18 protein-coding genes are annotated in these 19,609 nt (G+C 69.7%); 9 read left to right on the forward strand and 9 right to left on the reverse strand.

What is annotated here, in order from left to right; all coding sequences use genetic code 11:
- Positions 1-669 (forward strand): hypothetical protein (locus AADR41_RS07215; RefSeq protein WP_342280535.1); only part of this gene is annotated, 669 nt, incomplete at its 5' end.
- A 234-nt stretch (positions 670-903) separates the two neighbouring features.
- Here the strand turns inward: AADR41_RS07215 and AADR41_RS07220 are convergent.
- The 3 genes from AADR41_RS07220 to AADR41_RS07230 form a co-directional block, all read right to left on the reverse strand.
- Positions 904-1,257, reverse strand: a complete 354-nt coding sequence (locus tag AADR41_RS07220) for a hypothetical protein (RefSeq protein ID WP_342280536.1) — start codon at positions 1,255-1,257, stop codon at positions 904-906.
- 828 nt (positions 1,258-2,085) lie between these two features.
- Complete coding sequence (locus tag AADR41_RS07225; protein ID WP_342280537.1) at positions 2,086-2,376, reverse strand: hypothetical protein; 291 nt, start codon at positions 2,374-2,376, stop codon at positions 2,086-2,088.
- 473 nt (positions 2,377-2,849) lie between these two features.
- On the reverse strand, positions 2,850-3,212 hold the full coding sequence (locus AADR41_RS07230; RefSeq protein WP_342280538.1) for a hypothetical protein: 363 nt from the start codon (positions 3,210-3,212) through the stop codon (positions 2,850-2,852).
- Positions 3,213-3,370: 158 nt separating this feature from the next.
- On the opposite strand from AADR41_RS07230, the gene AADR41_RS07235 reads away from it, so the two are divergent.
- Entirely contained in the window at positions 3,371-3,607 is a 237-nt protein-coding gene (locus tag AADR41_RS07235) for a hypothetical protein (RefSeq protein WP_342280539.1), read from the forward strand.
- Between the two features lie 100 nt (positions 3,608-3,707).
- Here the strand turns inward: AADR41_RS07235 and AADR41_RS07240 are convergent, their stop codons facing one another.
- The 3 genes from AADR41_RS07240 to AADR41_RS07250 form a co-directional block, all read right to left on the reverse strand.
- Positions 3,708-4,937, reverse strand: a complete 1,230-nt coding sequence (locus AADR41_RS07240) for a glycoside hydrolase family 64 protein (protein ID WP_342280540.1) — start codon at positions 4,935-4,937, stop codon at positions 3,708-3,710.
- A 158-nt stretch (positions 4,938-5,095) separates the two neighbouring features.
- Positions 5,096-5,344: a DUF397 domain-containing protein gene (locus tag AADR41_RS07245; RefSeq protein WP_342280541.1), complete on the reverse strand. Its 249-nt coding sequence runs from the start codon at positions 5,342-5,344 to the stop codon at positions 5,096-5,098.
- Complete coding sequence (locus tag AADR41_RS07250) at positions 5,341-6,165, reverse strand: helix-turn-helix domain-containing protein (protein ID WP_342280542.1); 825 nt, start codon at positions 6,163-6,165, stop codon at positions 5,341-5,343. Before AADR41_RS07250 ends, AADR41_RS07245 begins: the two co-directional genes overlap by 4 nt.
- Positions 6,166-6,276: 111 nt before the next feature.
- On the opposite strand from AADR41_RS07250, the gene AADR41_RS07255 reads away from it, so the two are divergent.
- Both AADR41_RS07255 and AADR41_RS07260 read left to right on the forward strand, forming a co-directional pair.
- Positions 6,277-6,720: an ATP-binding protein gene (locus tag AADR41_RS07255; protein WP_342280543.1), complete on the forward strand. Its 444-nt coding sequence runs from the start codon at positions 6,277-6,279 to the stop codon at positions 6,718-6,720.
- 117 nt (positions 6,721-6,837) lie between these two features.
- Entirely contained in the window at positions 6,838-7,710 is an 873-nt protein-coding gene (locus tag AADR41_RS07260) for an MBL fold metallo-hydrolase (RefSeq protein WP_342280544.1), read from the forward strand.
- Between the two features lie 6 nt (positions 7,711-7,716).
- Here AADR41_RS07260 and sigJ read toward each other — a convergent pair whose 3' ends face one another.
- Complete coding sequence (gene sigJ, locus AADR41_RS07265) at positions 7,717-8,634, reverse strand: RNA polymerase sigma factor SigJ (protein ID WP_342280545.1); 918 nt, start codon at positions 8,632-8,634, stop codon at positions 7,717-7,719.
- A gap of 114 nt (positions 8,635-8,748) precedes the next feature.
- Here sigJ and AADR41_RS07270 point away from each other — a divergent pair, with 114 nt between their 5' ends.
- From AADR41_RS07270 to AADR41_RS07280, 3 genes are all read left to right on the forward strand, one after another.
- Positions 8,749-9,225: a hypothetical protein gene (locus tag AADR41_RS07270; RefSeq protein ID WP_342280546.1), complete on the forward strand. Its 477-nt coding sequence runs from the start codon at positions 8,749-8,751 to the stop codon at positions 9,223-9,225.
- Between the two features lie 197 nt (positions 9,226-9,422).
- Positions 9,423-10,976 carry an SDR family oxidoreductase gene (locus AADR41_RS07275; protein ID WP_342280547.1) on the forward strand — a complete coding sequence of 518 codons (1,554 nt, stop codon included), beginning with the start codon at positions 9,423-9,425 and terminating at the stop codon, positions 10,974-10,976.
- A gap of 48 nt (positions 10,977-11,024) precedes the next feature.
- A complete protein-coding gene (locus tag AADR41_RS07280) occupies positions 11,025-12,398 on the forward strand; it encodes a cryptochrome/photolyase family protein (RefSeq protein WP_342280548.1) in 1,374 nt (457 codons plus the stop codon).
- 89 nt (positions 12,399-12,487) lie between these two features.
- Here the strand turns inward: AADR41_RS07280 and AADR41_RS07285 are convergent, their stop codons facing one another.
- Positions 12,488-13,459, reverse strand: a complete 972-nt coding sequence (locus AADR41_RS07285) for a GlxA family transcriptional regulator (protein WP_342280549.1) — start codon at positions 13,457-13,459, stop codon at positions 12,488-12,490.
- 102 nt (positions 13,460-13,561) lie between these two features.
- Positions 13,562-14,398: a S1 family peptidase gene (locus AADR41_RS07290; RefSeq protein ID WP_342280550.1), complete on the reverse strand. Its 837-nt coding sequence runs from the start codon at positions 14,396-14,398 to the stop codon at positions 13,562-13,564.
- Between the two features lie 159 nt (positions 14,399-14,557).
- On the opposite strand from AADR41_RS07290, the gene AADR41_RS07295 reads away from it, so the two are divergent.
- Positions 14,558-15,595, forward strand: a complete 1,038-nt coding sequence (locus AADR41_RS07295; protein ID WP_342280551.1) for a GlxA family transcriptional regulator — start codon at positions 14,558-14,560, stop codon at positions 15,593-15,595.
- A 124-nt stretch (positions 15,596-15,719) separates the two neighbouring features.
- Entirely contained in the window at positions 15,720-19,592 is a 3,873-nt protein-coding gene (locus tag AADR41_RS07300) for an endo-alpha-N-acetylgalactosaminidase family protein (protein ID WP_342280552.1), read from the forward strand.
- Positions 19,593-19,609: the final 17 nt, after the last annotated feature.

The raw sequence follows: 19,609 nt of genomic DNA on the forward strand, positions 1-19,609 counted from the left end.
GAGGGTGGGCTTCCCATCGGCAGGGAGGACGGGCTGCTGGAGCTGCGCGGTTGGGTGCTGGCCGGGCACTGGTTCGGATACGGCGTGACAGCCACCCCCGATGGCCCGCGTCGCGTCGTGATCCTCGCCCGACGCGCGTTCACCCGCCCGCCCGGTGTCGAATGGGTGGCGTTGCTACGGGAGGCCACCGGGTGGACCGAGCCCGACCGGTGCGGCGTCGACTGGGCCGCGACGGAGACAGCGCTGTGCACCGCCCTGCCCGGTGACTACAAGGACATTGTCGACGCCTTCGGCGCGGGCAGTTTCGACGAGTACCTGGACCTGCTGGTACCGGGCGCGCTGGGCACGGATCTGATCTCCTGGGGCCAGGACATGGCACGGCACGCCGACCTGTACCGGCCATACCCAATCCACCCCGCACCTGGCGGCGTGCTCCAATGGGGAACCTCCGAGCAGGAGCTGACCTTCCACTGGCTGACCGGACCGGCCGATCCCGACAACTGGCCGGTTCTGGTGCAGTACCTGGGCGGTGAGTGGCAGCGCTTCGACTGCGGAACCGGCGAATTCGTGCTGCGCCTGCTCACCGACCGCACCTCGCCGTTCGCGTTCCCGCCCTCCGCCGGACCGTTCCCCCATTGGTTCGCTTCATGGGAGCTGCCGGAGCGCTGAGCCCTTTCCAACCCGGATGTCAGCGCCGCTGACCATGCTCGGCGAAGCGTCTGGGCCGACAGGACCGACTGCGGATCTGCTGGTCATGACCTCGCTACAGATTGGTGCGTGCAGTCATCAGCAGGCCGAGAAGCAGCGCAGGTATGAGGCTGGAAAAGGCTCACTACTACAGCCTTTCCTTCGGATCGAGGTAGATGGTGGCTGCCTCGTCGTAGGTCGGCGGTCCTTCTGGCGTCAGGGAAGAACTTTGTACTTCAGCTTGTAGAGAGCCCCTGCACCTTCAAACTGCTTCTGAAATTCCCCTTGACCGGCTTCATCAGCCCGGAGGAATACTGTCCCGAGAGAGAAAGAAGTCCCATCATTCACTGCATGTAGGGCAACTTCAACTTCGCCGTGGGCCTCGGCGAACGGCAGGAAGAGATCCATGTCTTCCAGGTCCCACACTTCGCCTTGCTGCACGGTAACTGTGCCATGGTCAGGCAAGAATTGGACGCCCCCAACTCGACTCATGACTACCCGGTCTTCCCCGTCAGGGTCCTGGGACTTCACCACGCTGAGCTGCAAGAGCTTACCGAGGGGAAACGACATGAGATCCTCCAACTGATCTCGAACGATTCTCTGGCTGTTTCGAGCAGCAGCTTGGCATAGATCCGCGATCAGGGATTCAGAGGAGTTGCAAGTGGCCGCTTCGACGGCTCCGCACAAGATGTGACGGAGCACCGTCGAGTTCCGTACTGGGACGATCCCGCCCTCCGAGGTGCGGCCGTCGCCTTCGCTCCTCTCCCCATATTCCCTCTGCAATCCCCTCCCGGCAACTCGCCATCGGCCTGAAAATGAATCACCCGCAGGAACGCGACGGAAATGGTGCTCCCGCGCAGGCATTGCCCATCATTTGCAGCGTGTGACGGGACCTCACTCTTGCCGCCGGCCTGGTCCGCTCCACCACGGCGGACATGCTGGTCCTGGCCGGCCGGGAGCTCCTCTGGGTGCCGCTGTGGAGAGCCTTCACCTCCACCGGCGCCCATCACCCAATACCGTCGGGTCAGAACTGCCGCCGTCCGCAGTCTCGACCCCGACCGGCTTTCGTTCACCGACACTCTGCGCGCGGCCCGCCGCAGCGTCACCGCCGCACCCGGCGTCTTTTCCCCCTGAGCACCTGATCACGGCCCTGACCCGGCTCCGCGACGACCTGCTGACCGCGCTTCTGCCACCACGCCGGCTCGGCAGCCAGACCCGTGGCGTCAAACGCAAGATGTCCAACTACCTGCTCAAACGGCCCGAACACCGTACCTGGACCCAGCCCGTCGGAGCAGTCGCCGACGCCGTCACCATCACCCGGCCGGATGACCGGCATCGCAAAGCAACGGCATGCCTCTGGGTGTCGTCCCGCGGCGGTGCACGGGAAGGTGCAGAGAGTTACTCCAGGCACCACTCGTAACAGTGGCCATGGTGCCACTCGCAGCAGGCGTGGTGTGCCGAACGCACTACGTCGTCGTCTCGGTCGTAAAACTCTGTGATGATCCGGCCGTCCTCAACCCGTGACAGCCCCACTTGCTTGGTGAAGTCGACCTTCAGTATTTCAAGTTCGCGCCTCATGCAACGCACCGAATATCTGCGGGCGGCTTCGGGGTATTGAGTGAAGACCTTGTCGATCTCGGCAAAGAATTCAGGGTCGCGCTCAGGTCCGCATGCAGGCTTCGTGTTCACGGTCACCCTCCGTACCAGTAAGTACTATCCTGTGATCTCTCGGCTTTGAAGCAGGTGCCACTTCGCCCATTCGGCCCTGTGACGGCCAGGCTTCAGATGGGCAGGTCGTGGTCGATGAGTGGGTGCCGGCAGCTGACTCGTTTGCATCTCCCCTGCGGGCCGCCGCCCTGAAAGTCGGGGCACGGGCAGGACAGACAGGGGATGGCGCCGTCTGGATCGGGATCCCAGCCGTTGTTCGTCAGTCGCGCTCGGGCGGCTTCTTGGATCCTGCGTATGTGGTCGTCAAGTCTGCGGAAGTCGACCTCGTTTTCTTCGAAAGCGTTCTTCTGGGCGTCCGTTGGGTCGTACTGCTGCACGTTGCCCTCCCACGGTGAGTGGCGGCGACGGGTGTTTCGCCCCTACCTCCACGTGGCCCGGCGGCGCCTGCTCGCATGTCGTGCTTGGTCGGCAGGCCCGCAGCGGGCGCGCCGGGTTCAGCCCGGCAACCTGTAGCTGAGTGTGAATTTGCCGTGGTGCTGCGGGATCTTGCTGCGGAAGAATGCATCTTGGAAGTTGGGGCTATCTTGGGTGATAGCAATCTCCAAGGCTTCGAGCTCCTCGACCACAAAATTCCCCCCGGGGTCCAACTGCTGATAAAGGAAGGGTTGGAACGGGTCCTCGGTGCCCAGCTCGATCGTCAGGGTCGTCTGGATCGGTACCTTCAGGTCTATCGCGGCAGTTTCGTTGCTTTCGACCCTGTCCTCGAAGACCTTCTCACCGTCGACTCGGAGGACGATCGGCTCCTCCACCTGTTCGAGGAACTGAGCGAACACATCTGAGAATTTTATGTTCGTCATCAGGTTCTCCTCTTGTGACTATCGCCGCTCGCTGGGGGGATTTGCGGCGTGAACGATGTCAGCAAGGCCCTGCTCTTTCAGCATCGCGCAGGGGGGCATGCCCCGCAACGCAAGGTCCCTCGCGAGGGCGGCCAAGAGTGCGGGTCCGGGGATTGCCCATGTCTGTACTCCGGGCCTCGCCCAGATCGCCCGCCGGCTTCGGCACGCCCAAGGACGGCGACATTGAACAGGCCGCTTTCTTCCCTCTGCCTGACGCACTGAAGCTGCTCGGTGAGCTGGACAGCGCGACGCAGCGGGATCCCATCGTTGGCTGTCTGCCCGGGGCCATCGCGCCGGGGACCACCTGGCTGTACCGCAACCGGGGTAAGGAAGAGACGCTCGTCGCCCGCTGGTGACGCAGACAGTGGCCACCACATGAAGATCACGATCTGCAGCTGGAGCAGTAGGACTCAGGGCCCGCACCGGCGCGCCTCGGTGCGGGCCGAAGTCGTCGGCTCAGGCCCCCACGGTCACCGTGAAGCGGTGGGGATTGCCGTCGTTGGCGGCGCCCGAGACGTCGGGTTCGCCGTCGGGGCGGACGTCGTCGTAGGGGAAGGCGTAGCCGATCGGGGTGTTCGCGTGGACGACGCGGGACCAGTGGTTGGTGGCCGGGTCCTGGTAGTAGTCGGCGGTCGAGGTGCCGTTGGGCTGGTCGGGGTGGGTGAGCATCAGGGAGCGGTTGAAGCCGGAGGCCAGGCGGGCCAGGAGGGCCTTCTTGTCGTCCGGGTCGCCCGGGTTGTTGGCGAACGGGCCGTGGTTGCAGGTGAAGACGTCCTTGGAGACGGGCTTGGTGAAGGTGTGGCCGCCCTCGAAGGTCAGGACGTCGCCGTTCACCCTGCCGGTGCGTACTCCCCGGCCGCCCTGGAGGTCGATGCGCAGGTCGGTGGAGCGGTACTTCTCCCAGACCCGGTCGATGTACGACGTGAACACGTCCCGGAACGGCATCTCGTCCGGGCGGTCGAAGAACGGTGCCATCAGGTTCTGCGGCGAGATCACCCGCAGTACGTTGCCGTCCGCCCCGCGGATCACCAGCTTGTCCCACGGCTGGCCGTCGGCGGCGGCCTGGGCGGTGAGGCCGTCCGCGATCCGCTGCACCGCGCCGTCCGGGAGCGGCGCCACCGTGTGCGTCGCGTCGCCGGCCAGGGTCAGGCCGATCGGCAGCGCGGTGACCAGGTCGACGTAGCTGATGTTCGCGTACAGCTGTTGCGGGTTGAAGGTGAACTCGCAGAACGACCACGTACGGCCGTAGTTGGCGTCGGTGGACGTCGCGAACGCCGGCTCGACCAGGGCGGGGCCCGGGTTGAGATAGAACGTGAGCGTGTCGTCACGTACGAAGTACACGCGGGCGCCGTACATCTGGGGGAGTGTGAGGACCACCGGAGCCCCACCCGCCGGGTTCAGGGGGATGGCGCAGTCGACGGGCAGTGGGGTCTGCGGCGCGGCGGGGGAGTCGGGGTGGTAGACGCTGCCGTCGGCCCGCAGCAGGACCCAGCGGTCGGTGCCCTGCTCATGGCCGGTGACGTAGGCGTTGACCCTGCCCGGCAACGAACGGTTCTCCAGGGCGAGTTCACAGGTTGCCGGGGCGGCGGAGGCGCTCGGGCTCAGGGCGCTGCCCCAGGCCGGGTAGGTGAGGGCGGTCGCGGTGGCGGCGGCGCCGCCCGTCAGGAACAGTCTGCGCGAAATCACGAGAGGACTCCCGAGGTGTGTGGGGGGTCAACCACTCTCGTGAGGGCCGCATCCGGCGTCAATACTTATGACTGAGAGCGCTCTCAGAAACGGGAAGTCTTCACAACTCGACGTAGTACGGGGGAGGTTGTGGCCCGGCGCACCGGGCCGCAACGCGATCAGACCGTAGCGTCCAGGAACGCGGTCCAGGCAGCGGGGGGAACGGTGAGGACGGGGCCGTCGGTCACCTTGGAGTCGCGGATGTGCACGGCGGCGGGGTGGGCGGCCACCTCTACGCAGTCGCCTCCCTGGTCGCTGCTGTAGCTCGACTTGTGCCAGTCGTAGGCGACTTCGAGGCAGGCGCCGCCCTGGTCGCTGCTGTAGCTGGACTTGAACCAGGCGAGGGTGGTGGTACGTGCGTGGGTCATGTCTCTCCAAGCAGTTCGTCCAGTAGGCGTGCGCTCGCCTCGACGGAAAGCGCCTGCGAACGCAGCATCCCACATTTCTGCTGGAGCACACTGACGACGGCGGGGTCGTCGTGCAGGTAGCTCGTCAGCTGCCCCTCCACGTAGGCCAGGTGGTCGTGATCGGGGGTTTCCAGCAGGACCATCGGCCCCGCCAGCCCGGCATGCTTCGGGAGTGTCATCGGCATGATCTGGAGTCCCAGGAACGGGAGTTCCATGCACTGACGCAGATGCCGGATCTGCTTCCGCAGCATGGCGGGGTCGCCGATCTGGCTGCGCAGAATGCTCTCCTCCAGCAGGAAGTGGAGCATGGGGCGGGGTTTGCGGTTGAGGAGCTTCTGCCGATCGAGTCGGTCTGCTACCCACTCCTCCCGCTCGTCCTCCTCCAGTGGCGGGTAGAGGCAGGAGAAGAGGAACCGGGCGTACTCCTCGGTCTGGAGCAGCCCCGGCACCACCTGGTTCTCGTACCAGAGCAGCGTCACCGCCTCCTGTTCGTAGTCCACGAAGTCCTGAACGAATGCCGTGAACCGCTCCTTCTGCGGCACCTTCGACACCGCGACCTGCAACGCCCCTTTCGTGTCCAGCAGTTCGTCCAGCTGGACCGCGAAGTCCCATTGCAGCGCTCGGCGCCCCTGCTCGATCGACGCGATCGTGTCGTCGCCCACCGAGCACCGCTCGGCCAGTGCCGCCTGGGTCAGTCGGGCCGCCTTGCGGAACATCGCCAGCTGGGCGCCGATCAGGTGCCAGGACGTGATCCGCTTGCTCTTCATCTTTGCCGGTTGCATGAACTGCCTCTCCCCGTCACGAACCTCGAATGACCCGTCAGGAGTCGTACAACGGAGATGTACGACTCCACGCGCTGCTCAACCGTAGTGACTATGTGTGACTTTGGAAGCGTGAACGAGACAACCCAACTCCCCCACTGCCGCGAGGTGTTCCACCGTCGCGAACGCCGGTCCGTCCCGCTCGTACGACAGTTCGTGCGGGACGCTCTCGTCGACTGGGCGTGCGAGGCCCGGATCGACGACGTGTTGCTCTGCGTGAGCGAACTCGTCACCAATGCCCTGCTGCACGGCGTCCCGCCCGGCCGTGGGTTCCGCCTCCGGATCCGCCTGGAGCCGGCCGACGGGGCCTTGCGCATCGAGGTCCACGACAGTGGCGACGGGGAGGTCCGGGTCGCGGATTCCTGGGCGGCCTCCGACGAGGAAGGGGGCCGTGGGCTGCTGCTGGTTGCGGCGCTCGCCGACAAGTGGGGGGTGGGGGAGCGGAACCCCGGCAAGGTGGTGTGGTGCGAGTTCGAGGTGCCGACGGGGGCGGGGTGCGGCATGTCGGCGAGATAGACCCGGGGGCCGAGATACAAGATCGGCGCGGTCTACCGGTTCCGGTCGTGCGTGGGCTATTCCTGGAACTGCGGCCCTCGACGGGGTCGTTTCCCGTGGAAATGAAGGAGCTCTGCCGTGGACGGCTGGTACGTGGACGACCGCTGCACCAACTGCCACGTCGCCCGACAGTTCGCACCCGAGCTGATCATCGAGGAGGAAGGGGCGTCGCGGATCCTGCGGCAGCCGGACGACGATTCGGAGAACCGGCGCTTACACGCCGCCGCCTTCGCCTGCCACACCCGCTCGATCCGGCCCGCGTCCGGACAGCCGGACCCCTCGCTCGACCCGTTCCCGATGGCACTGGACGACGGTGTGCTGGTGTGCGGGCACAACTCGACGCACACCGCCGGTGCCAACTCCTATCTGCTCCGGCGGCCCTCCGGCACGGCCATGATGGTCGACACCCCGCGCTGGAGCCCCGGGCTGGCCGAGCGGTACGTCGCGGCCACCGGACCCGTCACCGACGTACTGCTCACCCACCGCGACCACGTCGCGCACGGGCGCCGCTACGCCGACCACTTCGGTGCCAGGCTGTGGATCCACGAGGGCGACCTCGACGCGGTTCCGGACGCGGACCAGGTGATCCGGGGGCTCGACCCGGTGGAGATCGGCGAGGGCGTCGTTGCTCATCCGCTGCCCGGTCACACCCGGGGGAGCGTGCTGTACCTGGCGGACGACCGGTACTGCTTCAGCGGCGACAGCTTCTACTGGTCGCGCACGACCGAGGACCTCGAAGTCGCGGAGAGCGTGACCTGGTACTCCATCGAGGAGCTGGCCGCCTCGCTGGCGCGGACGGCGGGGAAGCTGCGGTTCGAGTGGGTGCTGCCGGGGCACGGCGACCGGTGCCGACTGGACGCCGACGAGATGTCCCGGCGGCTGGAGGCGCTGGCGGAACGTACGGGACTTCTGCGGCCCCGGCCGATTGATTTCACGGCTCTGCGCTGGTGAGGACGTTCACTCGCCCGGCGTCCACAGGCGCAGCTTCTCCGGGTTGCGGACCACCCAGATCCGGGTGGCGCGGCCGTCGCAGATGTCGAACGCGGCCACGGTGGCGGTGATGCCCGCGTGCTGGGCGACCAGGCCGGGCGCACCGGCCACCGTACGTTCCAGGAGCCGCAGCCCCGGAGCCCTGTCGGCGATCGCGATCATGTACTGGGCGATGAGCGCGCCGCCCTCCACCGGGCGCAGCACGGTGCCGACCAGGCCGCCGCCGTCGGCGGTCATCACCGCGTCGGGGTCCAGGATGCCGACGAGAGCCGTGATGTCCTTCGCCTCCCACGCCTCCTTCACGTGCCGCACCACCTCGGCCTGTGCCGCAGCCGCGCCCACCGGGGCGCGCTCGGCACGTACCCGCCGCCGGGCCGAACTCGCCAGCTCCCGGCAGGCGCCCGGGGTGCGGCCGACGATCCCGGCGATCTCGGGGAAGGAGTAACGGAACACGTCGTGCAGCACGAAGGCGACCCGCTCGGCGGGCGTCATCGACTCCAGGACGACGAGGAAGGCCATGGTCACCGACTCGTCCAGGGTGATCCGGTCGGCGGGGTCGGCGGCGTCGCCACCGGCCCCGCCGGCCCACTCCCCGCGGTCGGGCAGCGGCTCGGGCAGCCAGGCGCCGACATAGCGTTCGCGCCGGGCCCGCGCCGAGCCGAGCACGTCCAGACAGATGCGCCCGGTCACCGTCGTCAGCCAGGCGCCGGGAGAGACGATCGCCTCCCGTTGGCTCCGCGACCGCGCGTACCAGCGGGCGTACGCCTCCTGCACGGCGTCCTCGGCCTCGGCCAGCGTTCCGAGCAACCGGTAGGCGATGTTGATCAGTTGGCGCCGTTCACCGGCGACCTCCGCCGCGCCCCACTCCGGTACAACCCCGGCCATGACCACTCCCCCCGAGCCCGTCGCCGTTCTCGCCTTGCATTTCGCGGCGCTGCGTCGTCGGGCTGGTGAGACCTTATCGATCCACTGCCTGCGGGCGGACAAGGGGACGGCATCATGACCACGCGGACGACGACCGGGGCGACAGCGACGACAGCGACGACAGCGGCAACAACGGAGACGACGGACGTGGCACCGCGCGGTGCCCGGTTCCTGCGGGTGGCGGTCGCGTTGCAGACCCTGACCATCTTCCTCCAGGCGGTCAGCGCCGGGGTGCTGCTCTCCTCGTCGCACGGTGAACTGCTGCACGGCATCGGGGCGCGCGTGATGTACGGGGCCTCGATGCTGTACCTGCTCGCCGCGGTGCTGGCCTGGCGGCCGGGCGGCGGCTCGCCCCGGCCCATCGCGTACGCGTCCGGCTTCCTCGTCCTCGCCTCGGCACAGGTGGTGCTCGGCATCGCGCACATTCCGTCGGTCCATGTCCCGCTGGGCGTCCTGATGTTCGGCCTGAGCGTGCTGGTGCTCGCCCGCCAGGACACGGGAGCGGCACGTGGCAGGGGCCTGTCCGGCGGATCGGGGCAGGACAGGATCTAGCACCCCGGCCGGACCCCGATCTTCGCGGAATCGACCGTTCCTCGGGGGACCGGCCGCACTTCCGCAGCGATCGGCCGTCCGGCATTGCGGTCCATGACGCGCGAGTCCGCCCGCCGTGCCGGGCGCGGTCACCCCGTGGAGGCCATGATCGGGGCGAGACAAGGGGGCGGCCCGAGCGAGCACCTGGAGGAGCGATCGTGGGCACGAACGAGCGGAGGGACACGGCAGGGCTGCACTGCCTGGTCACCGGGGCGTCCGGGTACATCGGCGGGCGTCTCGTACCGGAACTGCTGCGGGCGGGCCACCGGGTGCGCTGTCTGGCCCGCACTCCCCGCAAACTCCGGGACCACCCCTGGGCGGGTGACGTCGAGACGGTACAGGGCGACGTGACGGACACGGGCTCGGTCGCCGCCGCCATGCGCGGGATCGATGTCGCGTACTACCTGGTGCACGCACTCGGAACCGGATCCGCGTTCGAGGACACCGACCGCCGTGCGGCCCGGATCTTCGCCGAACAGGCACACGCCGCCGGCGTACGGCGGATCGTCTACCTGGGCGGGCTCACCCCACCGCACGTGCCCGAGAAGTCGCTCTCCCCGCATCTGCGCTCCCGGGCCGAGGTCGGACGGATCTTCCTCGACGCGCCCGTGCCCGCCACCGTGCTGCGAGCGGCGGTCGTCATCGGCTCGGGCTCGGCCTCCTTCGAGATGCTGCGCTATCTGACCGAGCGACTGCCGGTCATGGTCACCCCCAGCTGGGTGCACACCCGCACCCAGCCCATCGGGGTACGCGATGTCCTGCGTTATCTCGTCGGCTCGGCCACCATGCCGGAAGACGTCGACCGGGCGTTCGACATCGGCGGGCCCGATGTCCTCACGTACCGGGAGATGATGTGCCGTTACGCCACCGTCGCCGGACTTCCCAGGCGGCTCATCGTGCCGGTTCCGGTGCTCACGCCGAGACTGTCCAGCCACTGGGTCGGCCTGGTCACCCCGGTGCCCGCCGCCCTGGCCCGCCCGCTGACGGAGTCGCTGCGCCACGAGGTCGTCTGTCAGGAGCACGACATCGCCCGGTACGTGCCCGATCCGCCGGGAATGCCGCTGCCGTTCGACGAGGCACTGGCCCTGGCACTGCGGCGGGTGCGGGAGGCCCAGGTCGCCACCCGCTGGTCGTCCGCCGCCGTACCGGGGATGCCCAGCGATCCGCTGCCCACGGACCCGGACTGGGCCGGAGGAAGTCTCTACCAGGACGAACGGCAGCTGTCGGTCGACGCGTCCCGAACGTCACTGTGGAAGGTGATCGAGGGGATCGGCGGCGACAACGGCTGGTACTCCTTTCCGCTCGCCTGGGCGGTCAGGGGGTGGCTGGACCGTTTCGTCGGCGGCGTCGGCCTCCGCCGCGGACGGCGCGACGCCGAGCACCTGCGGGTCGGGGACTCGCTGGACTTCTGGCGGGTCGAGGAGATCGAGCCCGAACGGCTGCTGCGGCTGCGTGCGGAGATGCGGCTGCCGGGCCTGGCCTGGCTGGAGATGTACGCCGAGACGGACTCCGAGGGCCGTACCCGCTACCGGCAACGCGCGCTGTTCCACCCTCGCGGTCTGCTGGGCCACGCCTACTGGTGGTCCGTGTCCCCCTTCCATTCCGTGGTCTTCGGCGGCATGGCCCGTAACATCACCCAAGCGGCCGCCAAGGGCATGAGTGCGCACGGAGGCCCGTCGCACGGTGACCACGCCCGGAGCTCCCGTCGATGAGCCGGGTGGCGCCGATCGGCACCACCTCATGCCACCAGGAGTGACGCCATGACCGTCGCGGTCGTCCTGTTCACCTCGGACCTGCGTCTGCACGACCACCCCCCGCTGCGCTCCGCGCTCGCGGCGGCGGACGAAGTGGTGCCGCTGTTCGTACGCGATCCGGGTGTTCACGCGGCCGGCTTCGACACGCCCAACCGCAACGCCTTCCTCGCGGAGTGCCTGACCGACCTCGACGCCTCGCTGCGCCGGCGCGGCGGCCGGCTGGTGGTGCGCACGGGGCCGGTCGTCCGGGAGGTCCGTGCGCTCGCCGCCGAGTGCGGTGCCTTCGAGGTGCACATGTCCGCGGGCGTCACCGGATTCGCCCAGCGCCGGGAGGAGCGGCTGCGTGCCGCCCTCACCGAACAGGGCGTCGCGCTGCGGGTGCACGACGGTGTGGTCACCGCCGTCGGCGCGGGGGTGGTCACACCGGCCGGCTCCGACCACTACGCCGTGTTCACCCCCTACTTCCGGCGCTGGTCGCAGGAGCAGCTGAGGAATCCCTGCCCGGCGCCACGCACGGTGCGCGTCCCCGACCCGGTGCGCGGCGAACCGCTGCCGTCCCGTGACGGGCTGTCGGACGTCTCCCCCGGTCTCGCGGCCGGAGGGGAGACGCGGGGGCGTGAGCGGTTCGCCCGGTGGGTGCGCAGCGACCTGTCCGGGTACGAGGACGGCCACGACGACCTGGCGGGCGACGTGACCTCGCGGCTGTCACCGTACCTGCACTTCGGATCGCTCTCGCCGGTGGAACTCGTCCAGCGGGCCCGCACGCACGGCGGGCCCGGCGCCGACGCGTTCGTGCGCCAGCTGTGCTGGCGCGACTTCCACCAACAGGTACTCGCGGCGCGTCCGGCGGCGTCCGCCGAGGACTACCGCACGCGGCACGACCGGTGGCGGACCGAGGACGAGGCGGCCGACGACATCGCCGCATGGCGTGCGGGCCGCACCGGATACCCGGTCGTCGACGCGGCGATGCGTCAACTCCGGTACGAGGGCTGGATGCACAACCGGGCGCGCCTGCTGGCGGCCGGCTTCCTGACCAAGACCCTCTACGTGGACTGGCGGATCGGCGCCCGGCACTTCCTCGACCTCCTCGTGGACGGCGACATCGTCAACAACCAGCTCAACTGGCAGTGGGTCGCCGGAACCGGCACCGACACCCGTCCCAACCGGGTGCTCAACCCGGTCGTCCAGGGCAAACGCTTCGACCCGCAAGGAGCGTACGTACGCCGATGGGTGCCCGAACTGCGAGACGTGGCAAGCAATCGCATCCATGAACCGTGGCGGCTGCCCGAGCGCGAACGGGCGCACCTGGACTACCCGGAGCCGCTGATCGGCCTCGCGGACGGCCTGGCACGGTTCAGGCACGCCCGGGGCCTGGACTGAGCCGCCGGGGGCGTCGCCGGACAGCGGGTTCCGAGGCCTTCCCGGCGATCGGCCCCACAGTAGCCAGGAACCGTCCCGGTTGTCGCGGATCAGCCCGGGGACGGCGGGGAGGCCGCCCTGTGGCGGGTGCGGTACGCGCGTGGTGTGGTGCCCGTCAGCCGGGAGAAGTGGTGGCGCAGGCCGGCCGGGGAGGTGAAGCCGCAGCGGGCCGCCACCTGCTCCACCCCCTCGTCGGTGTCCTCCAGCAGTTCGCGGGCCCGCTCCAGCCTCCGCCGCAGCAGGTACTGGGCCGGAGTGGCGCCGGTCTGTGCGTGAAAGCGGCGGTTGAGGCTGCTGACGCTGATACCCGCGTGTGCGGCGATGTCGGCCGGGGTCAGGGGGAGGTGCAGCCGGGCCTCCAGCCAGCGCAGCGTCGGTTCGATACCCGCGCTCTCCGCGAGTTCGCGGTCGATGGTCTCCTGGACGCGGTCGCCGTGGGACAGGAGCGGGGTGAGGAGTTCCCTGGATGTCTCACCGGCCACCCGCTCACCGTGGTCCTGGGCCAGCAGGCGCAGGCAGACGTCCATGCCGCCGAAGATCCCGGCCGAGGTGAGGAACCGGCCGTCGGTCACGACCGTGCCGATCGGGTCGACCTCGATACGGGGGTGGCGGTGGGCCAGCTCCTCGGTGTGGCGCCAGCCGGTCGTGGCGCGGCGGGCGTCGAGGTGCCCGGTGGTCGCGAGGGTGAAGACCCCGGTGCCGATCGCGCCGATGCGGCAGCCCCGTGCCACCGCGGCCCGGAGTGCCGCGAGCACCTCGGGCGCGGGCTCGTCGCGGGGGCCCTCGTCGTCCTGGCCGGGGATCAGGACGACGTCCGCGTCGGCGAGGCCGTCGAGCCCCCACGGGACGGCGATCCGGAGCGGGGCCGGTGCGCCCGTGGTGGTGAGGCCGGGGGCGGCGCAGAGGCGTACCTCGTAGTCGGCGCCGGGGTGGCAGGCCGTCGCCGTCCCGAAGACCAGCCCGGGGGTGGTGAGCTGGTGTCCGGGGAGCCTGTCGGGCACCAGAACGGCAATTACGGACATATTTCAGAATCTATCCGAGAGCGACATCAGGACGGGGCCCGGGACGGCCGGGGCGTACCCGGGCGGCCGGAGGAAACTCCGCCCGCCCGGGTACGTGGCGCGTCAGCGGTGCGCGTGGATGGTCTTGTCGATCCACTTCGAGTACGCGGGAACGTTGGTGTACATCCCGGGGCCGGTGCCGCAGGTCGGGTCGGTGTCGCCGTCACCCGACGTGGCGCCGGCCAGCTCCCAGCGTCCGTCCCGGCCGCGCTGGATCTGCGGGCCGCCGGAGTCGCCGAAGCAGGCCATGGCGCCCGGTGTCTTGCTGATCGTGCAGATCCGGGTCCTGTCGGCGCGGCCGGGTGAGCACTCGTTCACGGCGCCGATGCGGGTGTCCAGCTGCTTGAGCCTGTCCGGGAACACCGCGTCGGGGAGGTGGTCGGTGTCCAGGACGGTGCCGAAGCCGAGCAGGCGCGTCGGGGTGCCGGGAGCGCCCACCTTCTTGGCGATGCGGATGGGCTTCTCCTTGACCGGGCGGTCCAGCTCGACGAGCGCGATGTCGTTCGTGCTGGGGTCGGACTCGACGTCGTAGGCGGGATGCGTGACGGTCCGCTTGATGTGGCGCACAGTGCCGCCGGACTCGCGGTCGGCGGACCCGATGCGGACGATGCCGTCCAGCGCCTTCGGGTTGACGCAGTGGGCCGCCGTCACCAGCCAGCGTGAGGTGATCAGCGAGGCGCCGCACTGGGCGTGCACCTCGCCGGCCCACTGCGGCAGCGTGGCCATGAACGGGTAACGCTCCGTGGCCTCCTGCCCGTTGACGATGGCGTTGGCGCTGCCGGACATGGCCGTGACGCAGGCCGTCGCGGCCAGGGCGACGGCGGCGAACCGTCCCGCACGGCGGGAGCGGGACTTGCGGGGCCGGGACGGGCCGGGGGACGATGAACTGCGTGTGAACACGGGTGATTCCTTCGTTCCGATGCGCGTCGTGCGCGTGATGGAGGTGCGAAACCGGCGTCCGGGAGCTCTCTCGCTTCCCGTGCCGTGCGACACTCATCCTCCGGAACGGCACCGTCCGGAAAAAGCGGTCCTGATGTCACCCTCGGCTAAATTCTGGACATGTCAGTGATCGCCGTCCTCGCGCTCGACGGGGTGCCGGGCCATGAACTCACCGGGCCCGGAATGTGCTTCGGCACCGCCGCCCGGCACCACCCGCATGTCGCGTACGAGCTGCGGTACTGCACCGCTCCCGGCTTCCGCGGTACCGGCTCCCCGGCGCCCTTCGGCATCGACACGCCCTGGGGCCCGGAAGGGCTGGTGGGCGCCGACACCGTACTGCTGCCCGGACACGCCGGGTTCCGCGACGAGCCGGACCCCGAGGTCGCGGACGCGCTGAGGGCCGCCGCGGACCGGGGCAGCCGCATCGGCGCGATCGGCACCGGGACGTTCACCCTCGCCGCCACCGGGCTCCTCGACGGACGCGGGGCGGCCACCCGGCGACAGTACGCGGCGGAGCTGGCGCGGCGCCATCCCCTGGTCGACGTCGATCCCGAGGGGGCCGTCGTGGACGCGGACCCGTTCCACAGCGCAGCCGGGGTGCTCGGCGGCCTCGACCTCTGCCTGCACCTGATCACCCTGGACCACGGCACACCGGTCGCCATCGAGACGGAGCGGCAGGTCTTCATGCAGCTCCACGCGCCCGCCGGTGCCGAGGAGACCCCGGCCGTCGCATCCCGGCACCGGGCCGGCCCGCACTCCTTGGGGCCCACACTCCGGTGGATGGACGCCCACCTCGGCCAACCCCTGACGCTGAGCGACATCGCCGGCCACGCGGGGCTCACCGTCCGCGGCCTGAACCGGCGCTTCAGGGCCGAGACCGGGCTCTCCCCGCTCCAGTACCTGCTGCGCGCCCGCGTCCAGGCCGCGCAGCGCCTGCTGGAACGCGGGGACGAGCCGGTGGAGCGGATCGCCGCGCGGACCGGGCTGGGCACCCCCGCCAACCTGCGCCACCAGTTCCAGCACCACACGGGCACCAGCCCGCGGATCTACCGCACCGCGTTCCGGTCCCTCGTGGCCGACCTGACCTGGGCGGAAGGCAGGAAGCCCGAACCGGCGGAGCCCGAAGGGCCGGGCGGCGCCGACGGTCCCCGCAGCTGAAGACGCGTACCCGGCAGGACACTTGCCGTCCACTTGGACTTACGCGACGCGGTTGTTGGACTGGAGCGCTCCGAGTCGTCGCAGGTCGTTGACGGTGTCCGGTCACGGGGACTACTCAGAGCACATGTCGCGAAGATTCACTTCGGCGGGCGCTGTCGCCGCCGCCTCAGCCGCCGTCCTGGCACTGGTGGGGACCGCGCTCCCCGCCACTGCCGCCGCTCCCTCGCCCGCCGCGGTCGGGCCGTCCGTGCCCGCGGGTGCCACCGTCATCGGGTCCGCGCAGCTCTCGGTCGCCGTCGCCGACGACTTCCCGCGCGTCCTCGCGTACACCGACCGGGCCACGGGCAGCCAACTGTTCGGCAGCACCCGGCCGGTCACCGCCGTGACCCTCAACGGCACCGCGCACCCGGTGAAGCTCAAGGGCGCCCCCCGGGTCACCGCATCGGCCGCCCGCTACACGCTGACCTTCACCGACCTGCCCGGCATCGAGATCGACGCCTCGCTGTCCGTCTCCGGCCGCGCCACCACCTTCAAGGTGACGGCGGTCCGCGACACCGAGGCGTTCCGCGTCGGCACCATCGACATCCCGGGCCACGACCTGGTCTCCGTCGGCTCCACGGACACCGGCGGGGCCACCGCCTTCACCCGGCTGGACAACGACTCGACGAAGACCGCCGACGTCTTCGCGAAGGTCACCGCGGACACCGCCGCCGACAAGGCGCCGGTCGGTGCCTCGTACGCGTTTCTCAACACCGGTTCGCTCGCCGCGGCCGTGGAGTCCAACTCCTCGTACGACAAGCCGTCCGGCGCCACCGGCGGCGACGACGCCCGGTTCTGGCACCAGGCCCGCAAGGACGACGACGGCGGCGTCCGGGTCGGCGTCTGGTCCGGCCAGTGGACCTACCGGGGCGACGGAGCACCCCGGCCGGAGAGCGGGAACGACCTCCCCTGGGCGAAGGTCGTCGTCACCCCCGACGCCAACGGCGACAAGTCGGTCGACTGGCAGGACGGCGCCGTCGCGTTCCGCACCATCGGGGTCGAGGCGCCCGGCAGCAAGGACACCCCGGACCGGGTCGTCACCCACATCCCGTTCAACTTCGCCAGCCAGGCCACCCACCCCTTCCTGCGCACCCTCGACGACGTCAAGCGGATCTCCCTGGCCACCGACGGCCTCGGGCAGATGGCGCTCCTCAAGGGATACGCCTCCGAGGGCCACGACTCCGCCCACCCCGACTACGGCGGCGACTACAACAAGCGGGCCGGCGGGCTGAAGGACCTCAACGAGCTCCTGAAGGACGGCAAGAAGTGGGGCGCCACCTTCGGCGTCCACGTCAACGCCACCGAGGCGTACCCGGAGGCCAGGGCCTTCGACGAGAAGCTCGTCGACAAGACCAGGCCGGGCTGGAACTGGCTGGGCCAGAGCTACTACATCGACCAGCGCCGCGACATCAACAGCGGTGATCTGGCCAAGCGCTTCCAGCAGCTGCGCGACGAGACGGACCCCAATCTCAGCCTGCTCTACATCGACGTCTACTACTCGCACGGCTGGATCGCGGACAAGACCCTGCAGTCCGTACAGAAGCAGGGCTGGAACGTCGCCACCGAGTGGGCCGACAAGTTCGAGCGCGGCTCGCTCTGGTCGCACTGGGCCAATGACCTCGACTACGGCGGCGCCACCAACAAGGGCCTCAACTCGAAGATCATCCGGTTCATCCGCAACGGCGAGAAGGACGTCTGGAACAACGACCCGGTCCTCGGGCAGAGCGCCATCGAGGAGTTCGAGGGCTGGACCAACGAGACCGACTGGAACGCCTTCTCCAGCAACATCTGGCAGCGCAACCTGCCCGCCAAGTACCTCCAGCACCAGAAGATCACCCGCTGGGACGGCAACGACATCACCTTCACCGGCGGTGTCCGGGGCACGGTCGAGGACGGCAGGCGGACGTTCTACGACCACGGCCGCAAGGTCCTCAGCGGCACCGACTACCTGCTGCCGTGGGACGGGGGGAAGAAGCTGTACCACTACAGCGAGTCCGGCGGTACGAGCAGCTGGGCGGTGCCGTCCAACGGCACGTACACCGTCTACCGGCTCACCGACAACGGCCGGGTCAAGACCGGCACGGTCAAGCCCGTCGACGGGAGGATCACGCTGACCGCGAAGGCGGGGCAGCCGTACGTCCTCTACCCGAAGCAGGCCCCGAAGGCCGCCGACCCCAAGTGGGGCGAGGGCACCCCGGTCGACGACCCGGGCTTCAACGACAAGGCTCTGACCGCCTGGTCGAAGACCGGCACCGTCGCACGTGAGACCGACGCCAAGGGCCTCACCAGCGCCCAGCTCTCCGGCAGCTCCACCGCCGCGCTCTCGCAGCGCATCGACGGCCTCGCCCCCGGCAGGCGCTACACCGCGTCCGCGCTCATCGAGGTCGAGCCCGGCAGGAGCCGGCACACCACGCTTTCGATCGGCGGGAAGTCCGTCTCGGTGGACCGCTCCACCGCGAAGGACTACGTCGCCGCGTCCGAGCGGCACGGCACGTACTTCCAGCGGGCCAAGGTGAACTTCACCGCCCCCGCGAACGGCCGCACCACCCTGCGCATCGAGGCGGCCGACGGCAGCTCGGCGAGCGTCCGGGCCGATGACGTACGCATCGTCGCCAACGCACCGGAGACGAAGAAGAACACCGTCTCCTACGAGGACTTCGAGGCCGTCGACCAGGGCTGGGGCCCCTTCCTCAAGGGCGACGCGGGCGGCTCCACCGACCCCCGCACCGTCATCTCCCAGCTGCACGCCCCGTACACCCAGGCCGGCTGGAACGGAAAGCTGATCGACGACGTGATCGGCGGCAAGGAGTCCCTCAAGTCCCACGAGGAGAACTCCGGACTCGTCTACCGCACCGCCCCGTGGACCGTGCCGATGACCGACGGGCACCGCTACAAGGTCGAGTACGACTACCAGTCCAGCCACGCGGGCGCCTACGAGTGGGTCGACGGCTACGACCGGATCACCGCCGACGGCAAGCCCGACCAGGTCGAGACCCGGACCACCGCCATCGGACAGCAGCGCACCACCGGCCACTTCGCCGAGACCGTCACCGCGGGCTGCGGCGACACCTGGACCGGGCTGCGCAAGCGCGACGACGCCCCCGACGGCGCCGACTTCGTGCTCGACTCCTTCACCGTGACCGACCTCGGCCCGGCCCCCGACTCCGAGCAGGCCGCCTGCGGCACCCTCGGCGTCGAACCGGCCGCCGAGACCCTGGAGCCGGGCACGGCCAACACCGTCAAGGTCTCGTTCACCAACTACGAGGCGACGGCGGCGACCGGTGTCGCACTGAGCCTCACCGTCCCCGAGGGCTGGCAGTCGCAGCCCACCGGCGCCGTCTCCTTCGACTCGGTCCCGGCGGGCACCGAGGTCACCGGCAGCTGGCGGGTCACCCCGCCGGTGGACGCCAAGTACCAGACGTACGGCCTGAGTTCCGAGGCGAAGTACACGGTCGGCGGCGCTCGGCGCACGCTCGGCGCGCAGACCTCCGTACGGACCCTGCCGCCGCCGCCCACCACCGACAGCTGGGCCAGCGACCTGGACTGGACGGCCTCCGAGAACGGCTGGGGCCCGGTCGAGAAGGACCTCTCCAACGGTGAGACCGGGACCGGTGACGGCACCCCGCTGACCGTCGGAGGCACCGTCTACACCAAGGGTCTCGGCAGCCACGCACCGGCGAAGGTCCGCTACTACCTGGGCGGGAAGTGCACCTCGTTCACCGCCCAGGTCGGCGTGGACGACGTGCAGAAGAGCGCCGGCAGTGTGCAGTTCTCCGTCACGGCCGACGGCACCGAGAAGGTGAAGTCGCCCGTGCTGAAGGCGGCCGACAGCGCCTGGTCGCTGACGGCGGACGTCACCGGAGCCAAGTACGTCGAACTGGTCGTCGGTGACGGCGGCGACGGCAACGGCAACGACCACGCGGACTGGGGCGACGCCCGCTTCCACTGCGGCGGCTGACACGACGCGACGCGGGA

Origin of the sequence: Streptomyces sp. CLV115, assembly GCF_038448545.1 — a bacterium.
In the GTDB taxonomy this organism is placed as follows: Bacteria; Actinomycetota; Actinomycetes; order Streptomycetales; family Streptomycetaceae; genus Streptomyces; species Streptomyces sanglieri.

Excerpts from the sequence above, each read along its gene's own strand:
- AADR41_RS07220 (WP_342280536.1), bottom strand. The coding sequence starts at position 1,257 with ATGTCGTTTCCCCTCGGTAAGCTCTTGCAGCTCAGCGTGGTGAAGTCC.
- AADR41_RS07230 (WP_342280538.1), bottom strand. The coding sequence starts at position 3,212 with ATGACGAACATAAAATTCTCAGATGTGTTCGCTCAGTTCCTCGAACAG.
- AADR41_RS07235 (WP_342280539.1), top strand. The coding sequence starts at position 3,371 with ATGTCTGTACTCCGGGCCTCGCCCAGATCGCCCGCCGGCTTCGGCACG.
- AADR41_RS07245 (WP_342280541.1), bottom strand. The coding sequence starts at position 5,344 with ATGACCCACGCACGTACCACCACCCTCGCCTGGTTCAAGTCCAGCTAC.
- AADR41_RS07250 (WP_342280542.1), bottom strand. The coding sequence starts at position 6,165 with ATGCAACCGGCAAAGATGAAGAGCAAGCGGATCACGTCCTGGCACCTG.
- sigJ (WP_342280545.1), bottom strand. The coding sequence starts at position 8,634 with ATGGCCGGGGTTGTACCGGAGTGGGGCGCGGCGGAGGTCGCCGGTGAA.
- AADR41_RS07270 (WP_342280546.1), top strand. The coding sequence starts at position 8,749 with ATGACCACGCGGACGACGACCGGGGCGACAGCGACGACAGCGACGACA.
- AADR41_RS07280 (WP_342280548.1), top strand. The coding sequence starts at position 11,025 with ATGACCGTCGCGGTCGTCCTGTTCACCTCGGACCTGCGTCTGCACGAC.
- AADR41_RS07285 (WP_342280549.1), bottom strand. The coding sequence starts at position 13,459 with ATGTCCGTAATTGCCGTTCTGGTGCCCGACAGGCTCCCCGGACACCAG.
- AADR41_RS07295 (WP_342280551.1), top strand. The coding sequence starts at position 14,558 with ATGTCAGTGATCGCCGTCCTCGCGCTCGACGGGGTGCCGGGCCATGAA.
- AADR41_RS07300 (WP_342280552.1), top strand. The coding sequence starts at position 15,720 with ATGTCGCGAAGATTCACTTCGGCGGGCGCTGTCGCCGCCGCCTCAGCC.